21 protein-coding genes are annotated in these 21,577 nt (G+C 43.1%); 7 read left to right on the forward strand and 14 right to left on the reverse strand.

Annotation, left to right across the window (positions count from 1 at the left end):
* Window position 1 precedes the first annotated feature (1 nt).
* Together AC3CH4_RS00840 and AC3CH4_RS00845 are read left to right on the forward strand one after the other, a co-directional pair.
* Complete coding sequence (locus AC3CH4_RS00840; protein ID WP_488526800.1) at window positions 2–691, forward strand: acylneuraminate cytidylyltransferase family protein; 690 nt, start codon at window positions 2–4, stop codon at window positions 689–691.
* Window positions 691–1,464, forward strand: coding sequence for an oxidoreductase (locus AC3CH4_RS00845; RefSeq protein ID WP_488526801.1), 774 nt, complete (start codon window positions 691–693; stop codon window positions 1,462–1,464). Before AC3CH4_RS00840 ends, AC3CH4_RS00845 begins: the two co-directional genes overlap by 1 nt.
* Window positions 1,465–1,623: 159 nt before the next feature.
* Here the strand turns inward: AC3CH4_RS00845 and AC3CH4_RS00850 are convergent, their stop codons facing one another.
* The 9 genes from AC3CH4_RS00850 to rfaD form a co-directional block, all read right to left on the reverse strand.
* On the reverse strand, window positions 1,624–2,604 hold the full coding sequence (locus tag AC3CH4_RS00850) for a polysialyltransferase family glycosyltransferase (protein ID WP_488526802.1): 981 nt from the start codon (window positions 2,602–2,604) through the stop codon (window positions 1,624–1,626).
* 30 nt (window positions 2,605–2,634) lie between these two features.
* Entirely contained in the window at window positions 2,635–3,888 is a 1,254-nt protein-coding gene (locus AC3CH4_RS00855) for a hypothetical protein (protein ID WP_488543157.1), read from the reverse strand.
* An 11-nt stretch (window positions 3,889–3,899) separates the two neighbouring features.
* Entirely contained in the window at window positions 3,900–4,646 is a 747-nt protein-coding gene (locus AC3CH4_RS00860; protein WP_488543158.1) for a 3-deoxy-manno-octulosonate cytidylyltransferase, read from the reverse strand.
* Between the two features lie 2 nt (window positions 4,647–4,648).
* A complete protein-coding gene (locus AC3CH4_RS00865; RefSeq protein ID WP_488543159.1) occupies window positions 4,649–5,308 on the reverse strand; it encodes an HAD family hydrolase in 660 nt (219 codons plus the stop codon).
* Window positions 5,292–6,920 carry an aldolase catalytic domain-containing protein gene (locus AC3CH4_RS00870; RefSeq protein ID WP_488543160.1) on the reverse strand — a complete coding sequence of 543 codons (1,629 nt, stop codon included), beginning with the start codon at window positions 6,918–6,920 and terminating at the stop codon, window positions 5,292–5,294. The genes AC3CH4_RS00865 and AC3CH4_RS00870 overlap by 17 nt, the downstream gene beginning before the upstream one ends.
* A 118-nt stretch (window positions 6,921–7,038) precedes the next feature.
* Window positions 7,039–8,319: a lipid IV(A) 3-deoxy-D-manno-octulosonic acid transferase gene (waaA, locus tag AC3CH4_RS00875; RefSeq protein WP_488543161.1), complete on the reverse strand. Its 1,281-nt coding sequence runs from the start codon at window positions 8,317–8,319 to the stop codon at window positions 7,039–7,041.
* Window positions 8,313–9,371, reverse strand: coding sequence for a lipopolysaccharide heptosyltransferase II (waaF, locus tag AC3CH4_RS00880; RefSeq protein ID WP_428785301.1), 1,059 nt, complete (start codon window positions 9,369–9,371; stop codon window positions 8,313–8,315). The genes waaA and waaF overlap by 7 nt, the downstream gene beginning before the upstream one ends.
* Window positions 9,368–10,363: a lauroyl-Kdo(2)-lipid IV(A) myristoyltransferase gene (gene lpxM, locus AC3CH4_RS00885; protein WP_146455647.1), complete on the reverse strand. Its 996-nt coding sequence runs from the start codon at window positions 10,361–10,363 to the stop codon at window positions 9,368–9,370. The genes waaF and lpxM overlap by 4 nt, the downstream gene beginning before the upstream one ends.
* Before the next feature lie 35 nt (window positions 10,364–10,398).
* Complete coding sequence (rfaD, locus tag AC3CH4_RS00890) at window positions 10,399–11,340, reverse strand: ADP-glyceromanno-heptose 6-epimerase (protein ID WP_372244884.1); 942 nt, start codon at window positions 11,338–11,340, stop codon at window positions 10,399–10,401.
* Between the two features lie 266 nt (window positions 11,341–11,606).
* Here rfaD and AC3CH4_RS00895 point away from each other — a divergent pair, with 266 nt between their 5' ends.
* Window positions 11,607–12,242: a TetR/AcrR family transcriptional regulator gene (locus AC3CH4_RS00895; RefSeq protein ID WP_146455643.1), complete on the forward strand. Its 636-nt coding sequence runs from the start codon at window positions 11,607–11,609 to the stop codon at window positions 12,240–12,242.
* A 104-nt stretch (window positions 12,243–12,346) separates the two neighbouring features.
* On the opposite strand, the gene AC3CH4_RS00900 is transcribed toward AC3CH4_RS00895, so the two are convergent.
* The 5 genes from AC3CH4_RS00900 to AC3CH4_RS00920 all read right to left on the reverse strand — a co-directional run bounded on the left by AC3CH4_RS00900 (window position 12,347) and on the right by AC3CH4_RS00920 (window position 16,940).
* Complete coding sequence (locus AC3CH4_RS00900) at window positions 12,347–13,498, reverse strand: murein hydrolase activator EnvC family protein (protein WP_488543162.1); 1,152 nt, start codon at window positions 13,496–13,498, stop codon at window positions 12,347–12,349.
* Between the two features lie 97 nt (window positions 13,499–13,595).
* Window positions 13,596–14,417, reverse strand: a complete 822-nt coding sequence (gene cysE, locus AC3CH4_RS00905) for a serine O-acetyltransferase (RefSeq protein WP_009847961.1) — start codon at window positions 14,415–14,417, stop codon at window positions 13,596–13,598.
* 180 nt (window positions 14,418–14,597) lie between these two features.
* Window positions 14,598–15,662 (reverse strand): NAD(P)H-dependent glycerol-3-phosphate dehydrogenase, encoded by a 1,065-nt coding sequence (gene gpsA / locus AC3CH4_RS00910; RefSeq protein WP_488543163.1) that lies wholly within the window; start codon window positions 15,660–15,662, stop codon window positions 14,598–14,600.
* Between the two features lie 267 nt (window positions 15,663–15,929).
* Complete coding sequence (secB, locus tag AC3CH4_RS00915; RefSeq protein ID WP_004733234.1) at window positions 15,930–16,406, reverse strand: protein-export chaperone SecB; 477 nt, start codon at window positions 16,404–16,406, stop codon at window positions 15,930–15,932.
* Between the two features lie 99 nt (window positions 16,407–16,505).
* Complete coding sequence (locus tag AC3CH4_RS00920; protein ID WP_012603060.1) at window positions 16,506–16,940, reverse strand: rhodanese-like domain-containing protein; 435 nt, start codon at window positions 16,938–16,940, stop codon at window positions 16,506–16,508.
* A gap of 250 nt (window positions 16,941–17,190) precedes the next feature.
* Here AC3CH4_RS00920 and yjbE point away from each other — a divergent pair, with 250 nt between their 5' ends.
* From yjbE to AC3CH4_RS00940, 4 genes are all read left to right on the forward strand, one after another.
* Window positions 17,191–17,406, forward strand: a complete 216-nt coding sequence (gene yjbE / locus AC3CH4_RS00925) for an exopolysaccharide production protein YjbE (protein WP_102440971.1) — start codon at window positions 17,191–17,193, stop codon at window positions 17,404–17,406.
* 101 nt (window positions 17,407–17,507) lie between these two features.
* Window positions 17,508–18,209 (forward strand): YjbF family lipoprotein, encoded by a 702-nt coding sequence (locus AC3CH4_RS00930; protein ID WP_428786604.1) that lies wholly within the window; start codon window positions 17,508–17,510, stop codon window positions 18,207–18,209.
* A gap of 17 nt (window positions 18,210–18,226) precedes the next feature.
* Window positions 18,227–19,141: a capsule biosynthesis GfcC family protein gene (locus AC3CH4_RS00935; RefSeq protein ID WP_488543164.1), complete on the forward strand. Its 915-nt coding sequence runs from the start codon at window positions 18,227–18,229 to the stop codon at window positions 19,139–19,141.
* Window positions 19,141–21,417 carry a YjbH domain-containing protein gene (locus AC3CH4_RS00940; protein WP_488543165.1) on the forward strand — a complete coding sequence of 759 codons (2,277 nt, stop codon included), beginning with the start codon at window positions 19,141–19,143 and terminating at the stop codon, window positions 21,415–21,417. The genes AC3CH4_RS00935 and AC3CH4_RS00940 overlap by 1 nt, the downstream gene beginning before the upstream one ends.
* Window positions 21,418–21,577: the final 160 nt, after the last annotated feature.

Below are 21,577 nucleotides of genomic sequence, written 5' to 3' on the forward strand. Positions count from 1 at the left end.
AATGAAAAACTATGCATTTATTTTTGTTCGTGGGGGCTCTAAAGGCTTACCTGGCAAGAACATTAAACCACTTGCTGGTAAACCCCTATTGCAATATTCGATTGAAACAGCGAAAGCCTGTGCATCGATTAGCGATGTTTTTGTTTCAACTGATGATAGCGAGATTGCCAAAGTCGCCGTGGGTTGTGGTGCAACATTGATTGAACGCCCACAAGAACTAGCAACAGACACGAGCCCAGAGTGGCTTTCATGGCGTCATGCTGTTGAGTGGGTACAAGCCAACTATGGCGACTTTGCTCACTTTATTAGTCTGCCAGCAACGAGTCCTTTGCGCAGTGTTGAAGACGTGGAATCGTCGATCCTACAACTTCAGAAAGATTCTGCGGATATTTGTATTTCCGTGACTCCCGCAAGCCGCAGCCCATTTTTTAACATGGTAAAGAAAGACGAACACGGCTTGGTTGAATTAGTGAATAAACCAAGTGGTGAAGTAACAAGACGACAAGATGCTCCAGAAGTATTTGATATAACTACCGTTGTTTATGCAACAACCCCTTGCTTTGTCTTGGATAATTACGGACTGTTCAGTGGCAAAGTGACGAGCATCGAGGTACCGAAGGAAAGGGCAATAGATATCGATGATATTTATGATTTTAAACTAGCAGAAGCTATTGTTATGGGTGAAGAGTGATGAATGAACTTCTAAAGAGTAAGACGATATTAATTGCTGGAGCTGGGGGCTTATTGGGATCTCGTTTAGTTCCTGCTGTGCTTGCTCAGGGGGCAAAAGTTATTGCTGCCGATATCAATGTTGATGCGACGAAAGAACGTTTAGAGAGTGTGGGAGTTGAACTGGATAACGAATTATTTTCGTTAGTTGAGCTGGATGTGACCAATGAGCACTCAGTTAAGGCTTTTTTCGAGGGGTGGAATACGCCGTTAGATGGGGCCGTAAACACCACTTACCCAAGAAACAAAACCTACGGTAAGCATTTCTTTGATGTGAGCTTTGACAGTTTCAATGACAATCTGTCTCTGCATTTAGGGAGTGCGTTTTTGTTTGTCCAGCAAGCTGCTGCTTACTTCAAGCGCACAGAACACCCGTTATCACTAGTGAATATTTCCTCGATATACGGTGTTGTTGCTCCGAAGTTTGATATTTATGACAACACTCCGATGACGATGCCAGTAGAGTATGCAGCAATTAAATCAGCGATTCAGCATTTGAGTAAGTACGCTGCAGCCTACGTTAATGACAGCCGTTTTCGTACAAACTGTGTTAGTCCAGGTGGGATCTTCGACCATCAACCAGACGCATTTTTAGAGGCCTACAAAAACAACACCCATGGTGCAGGCATGCTATATGTAGAAGAGGTTGTTGGTTCTGTGCTCTTCTTGCTCTCTGAGCAGTCTCGTTATGTAACAGGGCAGAATATCGTCGTGGATGACGGGTTTAGTCTTTGATTTAAAATAAAAATTGGCTTATTGGCAGTAGTATTGGTTATGAGGAGCTGTTACCCGGTAATACCTCCGAAAAGTAACCGCATGAAAAAGTAGTGCTCTTCTCTACCACCTAACAATTAAAGTTGCCTTTTTAGAGGGCGGATATTATGGTTGCCTTATCTAGGCCTTTAAATATGTAAAGTAGTTGTTTAAATAATTTGCAATACGCTTATCCCTCTCTCCTTTGACAACAGCTATTGGTGGGATAAGTTGGATATTCGCCTCAGGGTAGATTTTTGACAAGGTATAGAGGGCAGTAGAGGAGAGTCCAATTATAGTACTAGGCCGGACTTTTATTTTCATAAGTTCGATTTCAATTGGGAAATCTGGCATATGGTATTGCACTCCCTCTAGGCCTTTTACCTGCTCAGTGACGTGCTCTGCTTCTGTACGGTGAGGGATGTATAGCAAGGGTTCTGATTGATTTGGTGTGATAGCAGCACGGATTAAATTCAAATACTCTGCGATTTTGATTCGTCCTGACTCATCAACACTACCTTGACCAATAAAGACATTTTTAGGTTTGCCCCCTCCTGAGCTCAGACTAATTTGCTCCCGCAATACCGATAATTTGTTCTCACGTAGCACCGTTATGCAGTTTTCGAAATGGAAAATGGAGAAAATCTCGGTGTTATCAAAATATCCCAAACGTCCTATCGGTTGGATGCCTTTTAAGCGAAGTTGGAAGTCTTGTAGCCAACGAGGTCGATAATATTTAGCCTTTGATTCAATATGATCGTAGTAATCAAAAAACGTCATAGTGCCATCATCGAAGAAAACATGTTTTTTGAATGGTAAGTTTCGGATAAGTAGTTTGCTGCGCCATGAAAAGTACTCACTATAGAATAGAGTATCTAGCTGACCTTGACTTAGGGTCATAATTTGCCTGATGATTTTCGGTGTAATGGTCGTGCGCTTATTACGAGGAAAACGAATCACTTTCAGCCAGTCATTTTCATTCAATAACGAAGCCATCTGACGCTGTCCTATTGAATTGTCTTGTTCAATCAACACCAATACGTTTTTGTTGGCTTGATAAGCGACACGAGCTTCATTGGCACAAATGTATTGAAAAGGGGAGGTAACTAAAAAAACGTTCATAAGGATCTCGTTGGTATATAAAGGGCAATTTTATTTTTTAATTTTTGACCAGATTTGGATGTTTTTCTTAAAAATTACCTTTTTTAAATTTAGGAAAAACTTGTTTTTCATAGGCTTTCTTTCTTCTAATTCATCTTCTAACTGGAGTATTCCGCATAGATCATTATAGATTACTCTCCAGTCTATAGAGTATACACCTGCATCAATGGCATGTTCTTCGGCAGTGATTTTATCAATATCAGTTACCTTGATTTTATCGCTATATGAACGTTCAAAGGTGTGTAAGCGTCCATTTGAATGAATGATTCCAGGTTTGTCAGAAAACATCATTGGTACCATGCCACCAGTTCCTGAGTTCGCAACAAAAGCATCAGTAGTATTAGCATAAGAGACTTTATCTTTGTAATCCTTACCGATGAGACTAACGACTTTCAAATTTTTTTCATTCTTAAGTTGCTTTCGAATAGCAAAAAAAACAGAGTTATCACGAGCAATATCTTTCGGACTATCAGGAACCCCTCCCGCAAGTGAAGTCCAACCATCAATGAATAAAGTGATACTGCTGTAGTGCCTACTTAACCTTTTTGCGATCTTTACACAGCTTTGTGACTGTTCTATCCAAGATCTTTTCTGTGCTGTAATACCAAACCAGAGGGTTAGTTCTGTATCTACATGCTGGCTCACATGATTGCTTTGGAGGAACTTATGCATCTTGGTTGCGGTTGATGAGTCATAGTCTCCTCCTTTGATACAAGGGAATAAGTAACAACCTTGCTCTTTGACTTGCTTTAATTGTTTATTGTTTGGCAATTCTCGATAAAAGCAGTTCTTATCTGTGTAGCAATACTCATCAATATTCGATAGTTCGCTCAGCGCGAAATAATTTACATATTGGTCGTAAATATAGTGATAAGGTCTAACCTGAGAGAAAATCAGACCATCGATATTCTTACTGTTCTTATAGTAGTTGAAAGTTAATTGATTATCACAAATCAACTTTTCTATCTCATTGATTTCACTGGCATTTAAAGGGTTGAAGACTTGATCTTCGCAAATGTAACCATTTACAAAGTCATAAATTTGTATCAAATACCATGGGTTTGCATTTTGCTCATCTGTGAAACAAATAATATTTGCTTTTCGATAGCGTTTACTTTGTCGACTAAAAGTAGCTATATTTTTAGTCGGATGCTTGATCGACAAGTCTTTCGAGGTAACAGTGTCGATAAGGAATTGTGTTGCTTGGGCTTTATCAAATGAAAAAAGCTCTTCTACATTATTCATGATTTAATACCTTACTTCATTTGAGAATCTTTGTTCATTTTATCGATCACAACAGCAATATCTTCTGGAATATCAATAGCTAATGAACCTGATTCAACTTCGACCATATCAACAATGTAATCGGACTCTAAGAAGCGTAGTATCTCAATATCTTCGACTTGCTCATGGCGAGTTTTTACTTTCTTGCTGTAGAAAAACGCTAATTGTTCTTTTGAGAAGGCATAGATACACACTTGCTTGTAACCAAATTTATATTCACTCGTTTTAGTCTGAGGAATGCCAGCTCTACTCATGTAAAGTAGCTTACCTGATTGACTGAATGTGACCTTAGGGACAGTAAAAGAGCGGAACTCTTGCTCTGAAGTGATAGCACACATCGCGTTAGTCACATTACCGGTTTTTAAAAAAGCCTTAATCACCGTATTGATGTCGTTTGGGTTGATAAGTGGCTCATCACCTTGGACATTAACGATGAAGTCACAGTCAAGCTGCAAGTTGGCCTCTGCAAGTCTGTCTGTACCGGTTAAACACTCTGAGCTTGTCATCACTACTTGCCCCCCAAAGCTTTGAACGGCGCTTTGGATGCGAGCATCATCGGTTGCCACATACACTTTATCTTGGCCTGTGGCTAGACAGCAAAGCTCCCATACGTGCTGTATCATTGGTTTCCCACAGATATCGACCAATGGCTTGCCTGGGAATCGGCTAGACTCGTAACGTGCAGGAATAACGACAGCGAAAGTTTTTTCATTGCTCATAATTAGAATCTCACAGTTGAAAAGTCATCGATAATCAAGTGTTGCTGCAAATGACACTGCTCAATCATCTTCTCTTTGACATTGGAATAAGGCGCGTAGAACACAAAGTCGATGTGATTCTGTTGAGCGGATGACATATCAGACTCAGCATCGCCAAACATGACTGCATTTGTGTTTTGTTCTTGCTCAAGAATACGTTGGATAAGCTCAGCCTTTGGTGTGGGAGAGCCAAAGACACCATCAAAGTGAACATCTAAACCTCGTTGGGCAAAGACATCTCTTAACTCACCTTGTTCAGAGCCGCTCGCAACGTATCGCTTACCCTTGCACTGGTCAAGAAATGCCATAAAGCTAGGGGTTAGCTGTGCCATTAAATATAAGGTGCGACATTGTTTGGAGAAGTCTGCCAAAATCAGCTGCTCAAGTTTATTCCTTTGTTCCTTTTCAATATCGAGGATATTATCGAGAAAGTGAGCGACATGATGAAAGCGAGACTTACCAAAGTTATGACGGAAATAATCGATGCATTCAATAATAAGATCTTGAGCTGAAAAATGCGCCTCCAGCGCATTTTTCATAGCTTCGATTTTCAATTGGTTGGAATCTAAAATGACCCCATCACAATCAAAAATGTATATATTATAATCACTTAACTGGGGCATAAACAGAGCCTTTAGCAACCGGGTAGCTGGTTGGAGTCAAAGATGTGATTTCTAGGCTTTTCTCATGCGCATGATAAAGATTCAAGATATCTACCATCTCTTGCTGGCGAACGTCATCTTGAGCGTAACCATCAAAACCAACCACGGAAATGGCGTTGACTTGTGATTCCAGCAAAGCCCCCAGGATGTAAGCTGTAGTAATATCGTATGGCGTTGTTGTATGAGTGCCTTGCGTTGCAAATGTATTTTTTACAACCTCTAATCCATAATCAATTAAGTTTAAACCTTCAAGCTCTGACAACTCAGAAGCTGTAAAGCGACATTTTGGAAGGATGATGGTTTTATCTAACCCTTTGTAGAGTTTTGACTCTGACAAGAACTTTGAATTGTGAGAAATAACATAGTAGTCAATTAATTCAGGTGCAATGTGTGCGGTAGTATTAATTGAAATAACCACAGATTGAGTGTTCTTAATATACATCTCAATTGCGGAAGCATATTTTTCTGTATTTGGTGCATTAGCAATAACAAGTACATCTTTGCCATCAAAGAGTCCTTGTACATCTTGGCTACCTGTTACTTCAGCTTTACTGTCAGAGAAGCTCAACGCCGTATCAAATACGGCACCGTTGTACGATGTCGTACCCTCTAGTTTACTGAGGTAGTCAATCGCGCCAATGATTTCGTCTGTACCGTAGTGGGTATTGGATAGCAGATTCTGAATATAGGTAGGGTGCACGTCATTTTGAGCGCCGAGGAAATAAAGCAAGTTGCTGCCCCAGCCGTAGTCTTTTTGCATTGCTTCAAAATGACGAATAACCAATTCATAGATTGGTTTGGGTTGATACTTGGAATCACATTTGTCTAGGTAAGCCAGTAAGCTTTCAGTTTGAGTGTTGCCTGCGCCTCGCCCCATACCAGTCACTGTCGTATCTAACCACGAGACACCAGCTTCCATTGCTGAAAGTGTGTTATCTAAGCCTTTACCCATGTTGTTATGGGTATGGATACCCATAGGACCAGTCCAATGAGTACGAAGTGCCGTTACAATGCGTTGTACTTCTTGACCATCCATATTGCCTAGTGAGTCTGCAAAATAAAGAACATCTAAACCTTCCCAACTTGCTGCTTGACGTGCTTTATCCGCAATAACGTCATCGGGTTTACCACCAGCTTGCATAAGGTTGTAACCTACGATGTACCCCAGTTTTTTCAAGTGAGTGACGATAGGCGCTGAAAGATCTACTTCATGAAAGTGTGCTGCAACACGAACTAGTTCAATTTTACTGTTAGCCGCAGGCACGAAGAGCTCATCAATCGCGTCTTCGATTGGTATGCCTGATTCAAGGATAGTTTTCGCATCGACCATAACACCGTAAGTTGGGCCTTCAGGTAAAGTCAGGGTATTGATGAAATCTTCAGTCGTGTAAGCGAATGCGCCTAAGAAGCCGGTCTTTGCAAAGTTGCGCAAGCCTAACTCGACGTAGTCGATGTTTGCGCTTGCTACGCTGTTAAGGTATTGATCGACCACTTCTGGGTTGAAATCCCAGTTATTATAGTAGCCACCATCACGTAATGTGCAATCGAGGACTGAAATGGTATCAGTATTCATTTTTAAATGACCTTTTGATAATACTAAACTAAGTAGAAGATAGCAAAAATTGGTATCTATCGAAAATAGAGGTCTATTTAAGTTTAGACATTGAACTTAAATAATAACCTTAAGTGGGCTAAAACTTCGTATTTATTTCGGAAATTGTTTTATTTATGGCACCTACGTTTTGTTCGACAATTGTTTTTGCATTTACTGTTTGTGCTTTTCGAGAGTCTAAGTTGGTAAACATTGAAATTAACTGGTTGTTTAATTGGTTGTTGTCAACAGCACTTATAGCATTCGCTTTAAGCATTTTTTCAACAATTTGTTTAAAATTGTAATAGCTAGGGCCGGATATTACAGGGACACCTAAAGCTGCCGGTTCCAATACATTGTGCCCACCAACCTTGTCGCCAAGTAAACTGCCGCCCATAAAACAGACATCGGCAGCACCCATTAAAATCAGCATCTCACCCATGGTATCCCCTAGGTAGACTTGAGTCCTGTCTGTTATAGGGGCTTGTTTACTCATTTGCTTCGTTCTTCGTTCTGTCTCAAAACCGAATGTTTGACTGAGCTCGAATACGTCATCAAATCGCTCAGGATGGCGAGGAACAACAATCAGCAAGGCGTCAGGATTAGACTCTAATACTTGTTTATGTGCAGCAAACACTTGTTCATCTTCGCCTTTATGAGTGCTGGCAGCTATCCATACAGGACGGTTTGCACCAAGCTCAGCCCTTAGTGCTTTGCCCTTTTCTCTTACTTCGTCTGAAATTTGAATATCAAACTTAATTGAACCAGTGATAGCCAATTTGTTTTTATCTACACCTAAACATTCGAAGCGTGCAGCGTCAGATTCAGTTTGGCAAAGTATTTTGGTTAGGCAGGGATGCAGCAAATTAAATAGTGGTTGAACCTTGGCATAGTTGTTACATGACTTTTCTGATAGACGAGCATTAACGACGGTAATTGGAATCTCTGCTTTATTAACCACGTTAAGTGTATTTGGCCAAAGCTCGGTTTCGATAATCAGCATCTGTGTTGGGTTCACCGCTTTTAGAAAGCCCTTAACAGCAAAGCTAAAATCGATAGGCATGTAGCGGTGCTCAACCAACGCACCTAATTTTTCAATTTGCTCTGCACCGGTACTGGTTGTCGTTGTGACGACAATAGTTTGGTCTGGGTTTTGTTTTTTGATCTCTTTGATCAGAGGTACAGCCGCGATACTCTCGCCGACAGAGACGGCATGAATCCAGATAGGGCGTTGGTTCGATTTGATCTGGGGTGTTATCCCAAAGTGCTCTTTCCAGCGTTTACCAAACTTCGGCTTATTTGGCTTACTTTTATATAAGCTAAAGAGTAATAGCGGGGCCACAAGCGCAAGAAGCAGTGTATAAAAAAACCGGACTAACATGCGCTCACCGAAATGGCTTCCAGTTTATGGATACTATTGATGACCTGTTGCGGTGACAGCTCCGTCAAACACTTTAAGTGCTTGAACTCACATTCACGCTTAAAACATGGGCGGCAATCAATATCAGTATGCACAATCTCGACTTTCTCAGCGAGTGGCGGTGTATATTTGGGCGATGTTGAGCCGTATACCGCAACAACATTACAACCAACAGCAGCAGCAACGTGCATTAAGCCAGAATCGTTGGCCACCACAGTTTGACAAGCGCCAAGCAAGTCTACTGCTTCAATGAGGCTGGTTTGACCGGCTAATACATGAATTTTTGATTGTAACTGTTCAGGAACAAGTGCCTTTATGTTGTTACACGTTTCGACATCTTTTTGAGAACCAAACAACCAAACTTGCTTGCCTGATTTGCTCATCGACGTTGCGACTTCTGCATAATGCGTTTCAGGCCATTTCTTAGCCGGGCCGAATTCTGCACCAGGGCAAAGGCCTGTGATGGCCGTATCCTGAGTCAGTTTAAACTTCGCTGTCGTTTTTAACTGCTCATCTTTGAGAATGGTTAGAGCGGGTCTCGGTAGCTGTTCTAATCCCCCCAAAGAACTAGAGTCAATCATCTCTGCTTTTGGATGAGCAAGCGCGACATAGCGCTCCACCATGTATTGGAACGATTTTTTGTTAGGGCGAAGGTCATTCAATAGACCATAACGCATTTCGCCTTTCCAGCCAGTACGCTTTGGAATGTTTGCAAACCAAGGAATCAATGCTGACTTGGCTGAGTTTGGACAGATAAAAGCTTGGTCATATTTCGTATCACGAAGCGTTTTACCAATGGCTCGGCGCCCAAGTAAATTGAACTCACCATGGCCAAGAGGCATCTCAATCGCTTGATTGACTTCGGGCATACGCTCAAGAATCGGTTTACACCAACCGGGTGCAATTACGTCAATCAGTGCATTTGGGTGTTGTTGTTTGAGTGTAATGTACAACGACTGTGACATTACCATGTCGCCCACCCAAGATGGACCTATTATCAGAATCTTCTTCATCGTGTATACGTCTTGAGCCACAGCTCTCTGTCTTCGTAAGGGTTATAGGTACTTTCTGGATCGGGTTGAGTCGTCAAGAAACGCAATACCCACATGTATTGCTCAGGACGTTTCCTTACCGCACCTTCAATAAACTGATTCATTCTTTGTGTATCTTGATGATCGCTTTGTGAAGGGTAATCTTCCCAAGCTGGGAGTACATCAATGCTGAATTGACCCGTTTGAGCGTCATAGTTTGAGAATACAGGAATGATTTTTGCTCTACTGACTTTAGAAAGCTTACCAAGCCCCGGCAACGTTGCTTTTGATACATTGAAAAAATCAACGAAGATACTGTGCTCTCGACCGTGATCTTGGTCAGGTAAGTAGTAACCTAAGTAACCATCTCTTACTGATTTGATAAAAGGTTTGATGCCATTGTCACGTTCGTATACCCGGCCACCGTATTGAACGCGTTGTTTATGCATTAACCAGTCCGTCACAGGGTTCTTCTGTCTCTTCGCCATCGCAGAAACGGGTAAACCTTGAGAGGCTAGATAGATTGCGGGAATATCAATCCCCCAGCTGTGAGGCACTAATAGGATCGCTTTGTGCCCTTGTTCCAGCGTTTCATGAATATTGTTAATACCACGAATGGTTGTGTTTTTGGTTAACCAGTTTTGACTGCGTAGTGAGAGCGAGGCAAAGTTAAGCAAAAATGAAACGGCAGTGGTTAGCGTTTTCTCAAGCAGTTGTTCTTTCTCTTCGTCACTTTTTTCTGGAAAACAGAGGCCGAAGTTAATCCAAGCATTATTAATGGTGCGACTTGGCTTTTTAATCGAATACTTTGCCAGCTTGCAGCTTAACCAGTACTTTGTTTTTTGTGGGAAAAACACCAAGGGTATCCCCACCAAAACACCAAGCCAAGTACCCCAATGTTTAGGAGCAAGAAAGTCCCACTTGAAGGTGGGATTGTAGGCCGCTGGATCGAAGTCGTTGCGCTTCTCAGTCATTGAAAGCTCTCAGTCATTGAAAAGTAAGAGAGTGATTATTGGTTCTGCAGAGTCATGTATTCCGCAACACCTTCTGCAACCGTTTTAAATACCACATCACAGCCAGCAGCGCGAAGCTTGGTTAAGTCTGCTTGTGTGAATTCTTGGTAAGCGCCTTTTAAATGCTCAGGGAAAGGAATCGTTTCGATTTCACCTTTACCGTGGTGTTTAATGACCGCTTTGGCTACTTCGTCAAAAGACTCAGCATTGCCGGTGCCTAGGTTAAAGATGCCAGAAACACCATTTTCTAAGAACCACAGGTTTACGGCGGCAACATCACCTACGTAAACAAAATCACGCTTAAAGGTTTCGCTACCTGCGAACAGTTTAGGGTTCTCACCGGCGTTCATTTGGTTGTTTAGGTGGAAAGCAACAGAGGCCATGCTGCCTTTGTGATCTTCACGAGGGCCATAAACATTGAAGTAACGGAAACCAGTAATTTGAGGTAACGTCTCGTTATGCGCTACAGCATCTGCTGTTAAGCGACGAACATAGTTATCAAATTGTTGTTTAGAGTAACCGTAGACATTTAATGCGCCTTCGTACTCTTTCTCTTCGATAAAAGTATTGGTCTCACCGTAAGTAGCGGCAGAAGAGGCGTATAGGAAGGGGATTTCACGCTCAACACAGTAATGAAGTAGCTCTTTTGAGTACTCATAGTTGTTGAGCATCATGTATTTACCATCCCACTCGGTCGTTGCCGAACAAGCACCTTCATGGAAAATAGCTTCAATAGGGCCGAAATCATCGCCAGCCATAACTTGAGTTAGGAAGTCGTCGCGATCCATGTAGTCGGTGATGTCTAGGTCGACAAGATTTTTAAACTTCTTACCATTTTTTAGGTTGTCGACAACTAGAATATCGTTGTGGCCTGCTTCGTTCAGCGCCTTAACAATATTGCTGCCAATCATACCAGCCCCGCCCGTTACGATAATCATACTTTTCCTACTCTTTTGAATATAAAACTACCGCGAGTATAGCAAGGAATGACAAAGGCGGGCTAGTGCAAACCCAGGTTACTCATTCATTAGTATATGAATTAACTTCATGAATTTAGCTATCCAATGCGACGTCTAAGATAAACATGGTGAGCGACTTATGAGCGGGTGAATATTGAGCTTCGCAGACCAGATGTTATCAGCTCGATCTATCCGCTTAGTGGCGATATACTGAACCACTAAACGGATAGGGATACTAGTAACTAATGAAAACACGTGACAAGATTGTTTACGCTGCTCTAGAGCTTTTTAATGAGCACGGCGAGCGTAGTATTACGACCAATCATATTGCTGAGCATATCGAGATTAGCCCTGGTAACCTCTACTACCACTTCCGTAACAAACAAGAAATTGTACGTGATATCTTCACCCTCTATTCAACAGAGTTGCTTGAAAGGTTCACGCCGATTCAAGGCCAGCAAGAAAGCCTGACGCTACTAAAGACCTACTTAGATTCTATCTTCACGCTAATGTGGAAGTACCGATTCTTCTATGCGAATCTGCCTGAAATATTGTCACGTGATGAAAAACTCCATCTTGATTACATGGCTGTGCAAGAAAGATTGCAAACCAACCTTGTCGATATTATGAGAGCCTTTGTTGAGTTGAACTTGCTTAAAGCAACGGATGCGGAAATGAAGTCGATGGTGACGTCTCTTCACTTGATCGCATCGGGTTGGTTGGCGTATCAATCTGCGATGTCTCCAAAAGCTCAAATTACAGAGCAAGTCGTTCATCAAGGAATGCTACAGATGATCGCGACTGTTAAACCGATTGCGACAACTCAAGGCTTTGAGCAGCTGACACTGTTGGAAGATGGTGTGAAAGCTTTGAACAGCTAACGCCAGATGCGGGTAATCGAGATTCGAGTAACGAAAAGCAGGGTACAGCGACGACTAGGCTAGCATTTTTCATGTAACGTTTTACTCTAACCTTGTATCTGCTCTTACCTAACTAACCAACTCTTTGGATTCTGAGCTTGGCTGTTTCTACGAATCTCAAAGTACAGTGATGGGCGCGTTTGGCCGCCAGTGTCACCTGCAAGTGCAATCGCTTCACCCGCTTTAACCTTGTCACCTTCTTTCTTTAAAAGTGCTTGGTTAAAGCCGTAGAGCGTCATATCGCCTTTACCGTGGTCAAGAAGAACCACTAAGCCATAACCTCGTAAGTACTCGGCAAATACTACCGTGCCTGAATAAACAGACTTAACTTGCTGACCATACTTAGCGTTGATCACCATGCCTTTCCAGTTAATTTGCCCCGTTTGGCGTGAACCGTAGTTATGCAGAACTTTGTCTTTGATTGGCCAAGGCAGTTTGCCTTTACGTTTGGCTAACCCATCCATAGGGATTGCATTACGTCTCTCGCGAGCTGCTTTCTCTGCTTTCGCTATTTCAGCTTTTAGGCGAGTTTCATTGCGCTGAAGCTCCGCCAAGTAATTCTTATCACCCGAAATGTTCTTTTTAATACTGCCAACGGTTTTCTTACGCTGAGTTTGAGTTTTGGCTAACGTATCGCGCTTGGTGGTTTGCTGTTTTAATAGTGATGCTATCTGTTCTTGCTCAAGTTGACGCTGTTTATGGCTTTCTTCTAATTCAAGTTGCGTCTGTTCAATCGTTTTGATTGTTGCGGAGCGCGCTTTGGCAAGGTGTTGGTAGTAGTGACTGATACGATCTTCTTCCACACCTGTGTTGAGGATGTGAGAAGACGCTTTAGCTCGACTTGTCATGTAGTAAGTTTGAATCAGTTGTTCTAACTTGTCGGTATGGACTTTCTTCTGAGCAGTAAGTGCTTTAATCTTGGTGTCTAACTTGGCAATATTTGCATTGGCCGTATTGAGTTGCTTTTTACTGTCTAGAATCGCCTTTTCAAGCGAAACAATGGATAGCTCTTGTTTCTTGAGGTTTGCCTGTAGGTTGTCGAGTTTTTTCTGCTGTGAGGAAAGGTTTTTTTGTTGGCGAGATATTTCGCTTGAGACGCCTTTCAGTTCCCCCTGAGAGGCGGCAAATGACGATGTAGATAACAGAGCAGCGCAAAGGCTGGTAGATATCAGAAGAGTCCGGCTAATGGCTCGAATTTGTTTCATCATTATCGTCATTTAGTTGTATTCATCTGCTCTTAATTTTTCGAATTTCGCTAATCGAATCCCGCATCTGCTTTTAAGCTCTTCGTATCTCGATTACTCGAATCTGCTCTTAAATCCCATCACCATGGATGAAGTTCTGAGAGCGACCATTGAACCCTTGGTCCATATCTAAAGATGGTTTGTCGGTTTTCGGTTTTCCTACAATTTTTGCAGGAACTCCAGCGACGGTCGTATGTGGTGGTACTGCCTGAAGAACCACAGAGCAAGAACCAATCTTCGCGCCTTCACCCACTTCAATGTTGCCGAGTATTTTAGCGCCAGCACCAATCATTACGCCTTCGCGGATTTTAGGGTGACGATCGCCACCTTCTTTACCGGTACCACCTAAAGTAACGTCTTGAAGGATAGATACATCATTTTCAACGACGGCTGTTTCGCCAATCACGATACCGGTGGCGTGGTCGAGCATGATCGCTTTACCGATACGAGCGGCTGGGTGAATATCCACTTGGCAAGCAACTGAAATTTGGTTCTGTAGGTAAGTAGCAAGTGCAATACGCCCTTGCTTCCATAGCCAGTTAGCCACTCGGTAACCTTGCAAAGCATGGTAGCCTTTCAGATAAAGCAGAGGCATCGAGTACATCTCGACCGCAGGATCTCGATTTACCGTCGCGCAGATATCACAAGCAGCCGCATCAATAATTGATTGATCTTGCTTAAATGCTTGTTCAACTACTTCACGCACCGCCATTGCTGGCATTGAAGCCGTCTTTAGCTTGTTTGCTAGGATGTAGCTAAGGGCTGCGCCTAAACTTTCATGGTTGATGATCGTGGCATGATAAAAACTCGCAAGCATAGGCTCTTGCTCCGACTGCTGTCGAGCTTCCTTCACAATGCATTGCCAAACTTTTTGTTGTTCACAGTGTTTCATTTTACCATCCATTATTTTAAACCAGATACGTGTAGCGAGATGAGAGATGAGAGATGCGAAGAGCGACAAGAACAGATTAGAGTAGCGAGATGCGAGTAACGAAAAGCAGCCTTCTTTAAGCGCTCAATCTGCTTTTACTCTTTTCGCATCTCGTTTACTCGAATCCCGTATCTGCTCTTATTATCTTTCTGATTTTTTATCTCGAGCAAGCAGATCTTGTGCTGCCAGGTGTGCATCTTTTCCTTGATACAACACTTGATAAATTTGTTCAACAATTGGCATCTCAACGCCCATGCGTTCTGATAATAACCAAACTTCTTTAGTGTTGCGATAACCTTCAACGACTTGGCCAATTTCTTCTTGTGCGGTATCCACATCTTTGCCTGCGCCAAGTGCCAAACCAAAGCGACGGTTGCGTGATTGGTTATCAGTACAGGTTAGTACTAAGTCACCCAACCCTGCCATGCCCATGAAGGTTTCTGGTTGCGCACCAAGAGCTGCACCTAATCGGCTCATTTCCGCTAAGCCGCGAGTGATAAGTGCGGTACGAGCATTAGCACCAAAGCCAATACCATCTGACATGCCTGCGCCAATTGCGATAACATTTTTAACCGCGCCACCCAGTTGCATGCCGATGAAATCAGAGTTTGCGTATACGCGGAATGTTTTGCCGCAGTGGATTTTTTCTTGCAGCTCTTCTAAGAATACTTCATCTGGTGAAGCGACAGAGATAGCCGTTGGCATACCCATTGCTAGTTCTTTGGCAAAAGTAGGGCCAGACAGAACAGCCAGTGAGTAACCATCACCAAGCACATCGTGCGCGACGTCTTTAAGTAGGCGGCCTGTTTCTGGCTCTAAGCCTTTGGTTGCCCAACAGATGCGAGAGTTCTCTGTTAAGTGAGGCTTAAGGCTATTTAAAACGATACCAAACACGTGGCTTGGAACGACAACCAAAAGGTCTCGGCTTGAAGTCACGGCTTTTTCTATATCTGACTCAATAATTAAGCTGTCTGGGAAAGCTATATTTGGTAGAAACTCATTGTTCGCACGCTCAGATTCGAGGCGAGCCATATGAACAGGGTCATGTCCCCAAAGAACAATATTGGCACCGTTACGCGCTAGAGAGATCGCTAAAGATGTTCCGTAAGAACCTGCGCCAATCACTGTCATCGCAATGTCTTTACCGTAAGCGCTATCTTTACCGTAAGCGGCTTTCGCGTGAGTCGGGCGAGTTGTTTCTGTCATGCTTCCACCTAAAAATAATGAGGGAAATCGAAGAGTTCGGGAGAAACTCTTTACTAAGCAGAAAAAGAGATCTACTAAGAAAAAAAATCTCTCTATCAAAGTACAGTGTAAATAAAAAATGCACATCGCAGAAGCTGCGATGTGCATTTAAAAGCTAACTATCTAACGAAAACTAGCTATCTAATAAAAGCCCAGCTTCTTAAAAATAAGCGATTTGAGCATTAGTCAGAGTAGTTCTATTTCGAAACTTAAGCTCTACTTGAAAACCTAAGCTTGCTCGCCTTCAGTTTGTTCAGCTTGTTGAGCTTGGTTTTGTAGGTAGTTCATGAACAAAGCATCAAAGTTTACTGGCGCTAGGTTCAGTTGTGGGAACGTACCTTTAACCACTAGGCTAGAAATCGTTTCACGAGCGTATGGGAACAGGATGTTAGGGCAGAATGCACCTAGGCAATGTGCTAGTTGGCCAGCTTCCATTTCGCTTGCAGAGAAGATGCCGCCTTGTTGAACTTCACAAAGGAATGCAGTGTCTTCTGCGTTCTTAACCGTAACCGTTAGACGTAGGATGACTTCGTAAACGCCTTCGCCAAGTTCACGGCTTTGAGTGTCTAGGTCCAGTTTTACATCTGGGTTCCACTCTTTTTGAAACATGTCTGGAGAGTTTGGCGCTTCGAAAGAGACGTCTTTTAGGAAGATACGTTGGATTGCGAAGTTTTGTTGTGCGTCTTGTTGTGCTGCTTCAGCCATTTTCTTGTCCTTAAAAATTTTAAATTAGACTCTGTTCATTGTATTTATCGAACAGAGCCTGAAAGTTAGTTTATCGGTCAGCCGCTTCTTGCCTTTAAGCTATTTCTTGCCTTTAACCAAAGGAAGATTAGCTTCGCTCCAAGCCACTAAGCCACTTTTCAGTACGCTTACGTTTTCGAAACCAGCTTTAACCAGCAAGTTCGCGCTTTCTTGAGCGGTTTGACCTGTCTTGCATACTACGATGATTGGGTCTGCTTTGTGGCTTTCAAGGCTACCAAAGCTATTTGCTTTGATATCTGACGGCAAAATGTGAACTGCGTCCGTAATATGGCCCTTTTTGAACTCATCCTTAGTACGAATATCAACCACAATACCATTTTCACGGTTAATCATGTGTGTGGTTTGCGCTGCCGTGATCTCTTTGTAGGCTGCGTTTGATGTCTTGATAACGTTCGCAATGATGGCAACAACCAAGCCGATCCATACGATGGCTAAAATCATATTCTCTTGAACAAATGGAACTAACTCTTGCATATCTTGAACTCTTATTCGTTATTGGGCGAAAAACTATAGGTCAGGAGTATAGCGATAAAGGATAGGAGAATACAGAGGAAGCATAGGGTTGTGATGACTGGTGAGATGTAAAATGGTTTCTGTCTACAATTTATGCATTTACTTGAACACATTTATTCACTAATATTGTCAATTGGTTGTTTAAGCTGAACAATCAGTTGAGGTTATTCTTAACCTCAGCATATAAACGTTTATATTAATGGGAATCATTATGAAAAAAATGGCTTTAGCAGCAGCACTAGCTGTTAGCTTCTCTGGCGGTGTTTTTGCAGCAGCAGAAGGCGCAGCAGCAGGCGCTGGCGCATCAACAGCAGCAGCGGGTACAGCAACAACAGTAGCAGTAACAACTGCAGCAGTCGCAGTAGGCGCAGCAGTTGCTGTTGCTTCTAACGACGGCGGCGCTACAACTACAACTACAACTAAATAGTTCTTATTTGTAGTCTGTATAAAACCATTTTATGTGAAAGCATAAAATGGTTTTTTTATATCAGTGTGTCCTAAATAGCCTCGCTAGGAAGCAAAATAATCATGATCAAACCGCTTATCGTATTTTTAGGGCTGCTAGTTACTGGTTGCTCACAACAGTTCCAAGATCTTAATTCCACATTCAATGAAGCTCTCTTTGGTGATGCCGACGTCAGTACCACGGCCAAATATATTCAAGATCTGCCTTACGCTAGTATCTATGCCGAAATTAACGACCAAGGTAAGATTTTTATGGTGTTGGCTTTTGTTGGTCAAAATCCTGTAACCGGGGCTGAACAACTCAAATGGATGTCATCAGACAAAGCCATGATCGTGACGGAAAATGGACGAGTGGTTCAAACCTTATTATTGCCTTATGAAAATCTATCTGGTTTAACCGTTAAACCGGCCAATGCATTAGTACCGAGTTTTGATTTGTCGGCAACGTCCAAGGCTCAAGAGTGGCAAGCCACTTACGATTGGCAACCAGATTACCGATTTGGCTACAGTGCAAACATTGTTCGAACATACATTAGTGAAGAAACCGTACAAACCCCGATTGCGAACATTGAAGCGCGTAAGTTTGTCGAGCAGATCCGTTACCCAGCCCTAGGACAAGATATTGAGAACCAGTATTGGGTAAACAAAAAGGGACAGGTCGTCAAAACGGTTCAATACCTTGGCCCAGAGATGACCCGTTTAGAGCTGACCTTGCTAAAGCCTTATCAAACGAATAAGTCAAAGCCCAATCAAATTAAAGAATAAAGTGGTGAGTGAATAAAATGAATTATTTAAAAAAACTAGGGTACACAGCAGTACTTACGGTTTGTAGCGTTCTAGTGCCACCACTTGCCACGGCTCAAAGCCAAGTTCCAGTGCTTACGGTTGAGTTACCGATGCAAGGTATCACGCTGCAATATTCGCAACCTACGCGCTTAGAACAAGTATTAACGGATGCCAATGCGAATGGCGCGTTAGGGTACTTCCCGCTGTCTGCCCAGTTATTTGATCGCAATGCTCAACCGCAGGTAGACAAGGTAAAGCAACAGGTGTTGGATAAGCTCAAGCATTTAGCCTTACAAGAGCCACAAGCAGAATCTGTGCTTAAGCAGCTCGAATCTTTTGATTATCAAGCACGTTACTTTGTTGAGTTAGACCCAAATGCAGTGATGTCTCAGACAGATAAGAATCCTTTATTGGTTTCAAAAAAGCCAACTGTTGCATCAACACAGCTAGCTATGGCATCGAAACAGTCAGCGACGGCATCAAAACAACAAGCTACGGCGTCGAAACAGTCAGCTACGGCATTAAAAAAACCAGCTTCGCAAGGGGTTAGCGCTAAATCAGCGGAACAACAGCACTTTGAGTTATATCTAACCGCTCGCCCAACCTCTGTGAATGTAGTCGGGGCAGTAAAGCAAGCTCAGACGCTGCCTTTGGTTGAACACGCTCAGCTAGATAACTATTTAACGCGGTTGCCAAAAGGCCAGCTGCTCGATATTGCTGATAACAGCACGGCATTTGTCATCCAACCCGATGGGCAGGTGAATGAAATCAGTTATGCCTATTGGAACAGTAAGCCCGCTTACTTTGCTCCCGGTGCTATTATTTTTATTGCCTTTGATTCACTCCCTTCTGAGTTTTCCACTTTGAATCAAGACATTGTCGAACTTCTACGTCATAAGGTTAATCTGTAATGTCGGCTACTCAATCATTTCCATTAACTCTGCTCGCAAGTTCGATTACGGGTGCCTTGCTGGCTGTCAGCAGTTTTGCTGTTAGTGCACAAGACTTTTCTGCCACTACGCAAGAGCAGCAGCCTTCTCAAGTCGAGGTTTCGGGCTTTAGCACGCCAACGCTAAAACACTCTCAATCGGACTTTGGGGGGGTGGGTTTAATGCAAATGCCCACCGCGCGTATGGCTCCAGAGGGTGAATTCAACCTAAGTGTATCGTTCAATAACGAATATTATTTCTATAACGTTAGCCTGCAATTGATGCCTTGGTTAGAAACTACCATTCGCTATACCCAAGTTCAGGATCTGCTTTATAGCGGTAATGGCAGCGCAGATTGCTCGCAAAACTCATTCAGTGGTTGTACTAAGTACACTGATAAAGGCATCGATTTTAAAGTTCGCTTAATGGAAGAAGGCTACTATTTGCCGGAGCTTTCTGTCGGAGTGCGCGACTTTGGCGGCACAGGGTTATTTGATGGTGAATTTGTTGCGGCGAGCAAGCGATTTGGCCCACTTGACGTCACGTTAGGCATGGGCTGGGGCTACATGGGCACCAGTGGTAATATTACCAATCCGTTCTGTAAAGCCAGTGATAAATTCTGTGAGCGTGAGTCAGATACGAAAGGTAACGGAGGGATGGTCGATTTTGAGCGTTGGTTCAAAGGCGATGCGGCAATTTATGGTGGTTTAGAATATCAAACACCTTATAAGCCATTAACGCTGAAGCTTGAATACGACAGCAATGATTATTCACAAGATTTCCCAGTTATGCGTGGTGGTGTCGACATGACACAACATACGCCATGGAACGTGGGTGCTGTGTACCGTTTTACTGATTGGGCAACGGCAAAAGTGAGTTATGAGCGTGGTGACACCTTAACCATGGGCTTTGACTTAACCACCAACTTTAATCAAATAGCCTCCGTGTGGCGAGATACCGAAGCGGCGACTTTGCGACCAAGCGAAGCAAGCAGCATGGATGAGGTTGAACTGGCCAAGTTGACCCAAGAACTTGAGACCATCGCGGGTTATGAGCAAGCGCAGATCTTGGTCGACGACAATACGTTGATTGTGAAAGGCGAGCAGGTGAAATACCGCAATCGAGAGGTCGCGCTGGAACGTGGGGCAACGGTTATTGCTAACCATGTCCCTGACTATATTGACACCTATAAGATCGTTGAAACTAGCAACGCAGGCGAGTTAAATCAAACCGCTATCGATGCCAATCAATTTAAGCAAGTCGCTACATACCAGTATTTAGACTCGGATATTCAAGACGCTACACAGCCAAGTGATGTTGAATCGAAATCGGCGATCGCTTATCACGATGGCAGAGAACGTTTTGACGTGTCTGTCGCGCCTAACTTGGCGCAATCTTTTGGTTCAGCGGAAGATTTTTACCTATATGCTCTAGGCTTATACACCAATGCGTCTTTCTGGGCGACCAACAACATTGAGCTGTCTGGTTCTTTGTATATCAACTTGATCGACAACTACGATAAATTTAATTATGAAATTCCAACAGATGGCACTGCGCAAACGCCACGAGTGCGAACGCTTTTCCGTTCTTACGTTGACGAGCCTGTTCGTTTAGACCGCTTGCAGCTTACGTGGTTTGAAGACTATGGCAGTGGTATCTACACTCAAGCCTATGGTGGTTACCTAGAGAGCATGTTTGCGGGTGTAGGTGGTGAAGTACTTTACCGCCCATACAACAGTAACTGGGCAATTGGTGCCGACGCCACAGCCATCAGTCAGCGTGACCCAGAAAGTTGGTTTGGTACGTTTGATGAAGAGCTGCAATACCATGAAAAAGATCAGGCTTACTACAAGGTGATTGATAAAGGCACCACCGGATTTGTTACCGGCTACTACATGCCGCAGTGGGATTTCTTAAGTGACACTTTGTTTAAAGTTGGTGTGGGTAAATTCTTAGCGGGAGATATTGGTACTCGTATCGATTTCTCGAAGCAGTTCAAGAGTGGTGTTATCGCTGGCGCCTTTGTCAGCTTAACCGACATGACCACTGAAGAATACGGTGAAGGCAGTTACACCAAAGGCTTTTACGTATCGATTCCATTCGATCTAATCACGGTTAAGCCGAGCTCAAGCCGATCTCAGTTCACATGGCAACCGCTGACTCGTGATGGTGGACAAGTGCTGAATAAGCAATACAACTTGTTCGACCAAACCGACGCTCGCTCACCTTGGTTCCAAAGACCAAGTAAGGTGGAATAAAGCGAAGATACGAATAACTTAAGAGCAGATACGAGTAACCGAGATACGGGATGCGAAGAGCAGTTCTTTTTGCATCCCGTCACTGTTTTTTATCCCTTCACCACTCGGTTACTCGTATCCCGAATCTGCCCTTTTTTCATTTCGTTTACCCGACACTCGC

The organism is Vibrio sp. QJM3NY_26 (genome assembly GCF_057786005.1).

Coding starts and splice junctions, on each gene's coding strand:
- AC3CH4_RS00840 (WP_488526800.1), top strand. CDS start 2: ATGAAAAACTATGCATTTATTTTTGTTCGTGGGGGCTCTAAAGGCTTA.
- AC3CH4_RS00845 (WP_488526801.1), top strand. CDS start 691: ATGAATGAACTTCTAAAGAGTAAGACGATATTAATTGCTGGAGCTGGG.
- AC3CH4_RS00850 (WP_488526802.1), bottom strand. CDS start 2,604: ATGAACGTTTTTTTAGTTACCTCCCCTTTTCAATACATTTGTGCCAAT.
- AC3CH4_RS00855 (WP_488543157.1), bottom strand. CDS start 3,888: ATGAATAATGTAGAAGAGCTTTTTTCATTTGATAAAGCCCAAGCAACA.
- AC3CH4_RS00860 (WP_488543158.1), bottom strand. CDS start 4,646: ATGAGCAATGAAAAAACTTTCGCTGTCGTTATTCCTGCACGTTACGAG.
- AC3CH4_RS00865 (WP_488543159.1), bottom strand. CDS start 5,308: ATGCCCCAGTTAAGTGATTATAATATATACATTTTTGATTGTGATGGG.
- AC3CH4_RS00870 (WP_488543160.1), bottom strand. CDS start 6,920: ATGAATACTGATACCATTTCAGTCCTCGATTGCACATTACGTGATGGT.
- waaA (WP_488543161.1), bottom strand. CDS start 8,319: ATGTTAGTCCGGTTTTTTTATACACTGCTTCTTGCGCTTGTGGCCCCG.
- waaF (WP_428785301.1), bottom strand. CDS start 9,371: ATGAAGAAGATTCTGATAATAGGTCCATCTTGGGTGGGCGACATGGTA.
- lpxM (WP_146455647.1), bottom strand. CDS start 10,363: ATGACTGAGAAGCGCAACGACTTCGATCCAGCGGCCTACAATCCCACC.
- rfaD (WP_372244884.1), bottom strand. CDS start 11,340: ATGATTATCGTAACGGGCGGGGCTGGTATGATTGGCAGCAATATTGTT.
- AC3CH4_RS00895 (WP_146455643.1), top strand. CDS start 11,607: ATGAAAACACGTGACAAGATTGTTTACGCTGCTCTAGAGCTTTTTAAT.
- AC3CH4_RS00900 (WP_488543162.1), bottom strand. CDS start 13,498: ATGACGATAATGATGAAACAAATTCGAGCCATTAGCCGGACTCTTCTG.
- cysE (WP_009847961.1), bottom strand. CDS start 14,417: ATGAAACACTGTGAACAACAAAAAGTTTGGCAATGCATTGTGAAGGAA.
- gpsA (WP_488543163.1), bottom strand. CDS start 15,662: ATGACAGAAACAACTCGCCCGACTCACGCGAAAGCCGCTTACGGTAAA.
- secB (WP_004733234.1), bottom strand. CDS start 16,406: ATGGCTGAAGCAGCACAACAAGACGCACAACAAAACTTCGCAATCCAA.
- AC3CH4_RS00920 (WP_012603060.1), bottom strand. CDS start 16,940: ATGCAAGAGTTAGTTCCATTTGTTCAAGAGAATATGATTTTAGCCATC.
- yjbE (WP_102440971.1), top strand. CDS start 17,191: ATGAAAAAAATGGCTTTAGCAGCAGCACTAGCTGTTAGCTTCTCTGGC.
- AC3CH4_RS00930 (WP_428786604.1), top strand. CDS start 17,508: ATGATCAAACCGCTTATCGTATTTTTAGGGCTGCTAGTTACTGGTTGC.
- AC3CH4_RS00935 (WP_488543164.1), top strand. CDS start 18,227: ATGAATTATTTAAAAAAACTAGGGTACACAGCAGTACTTACGGTTTGT.
- AC3CH4_RS00940 (WP_488543165.1), top strand. CDS start 19,141: ATGTCGGCTACTCAATCATTTCCATTAACTCTGCTCGCAAGTTCGATT.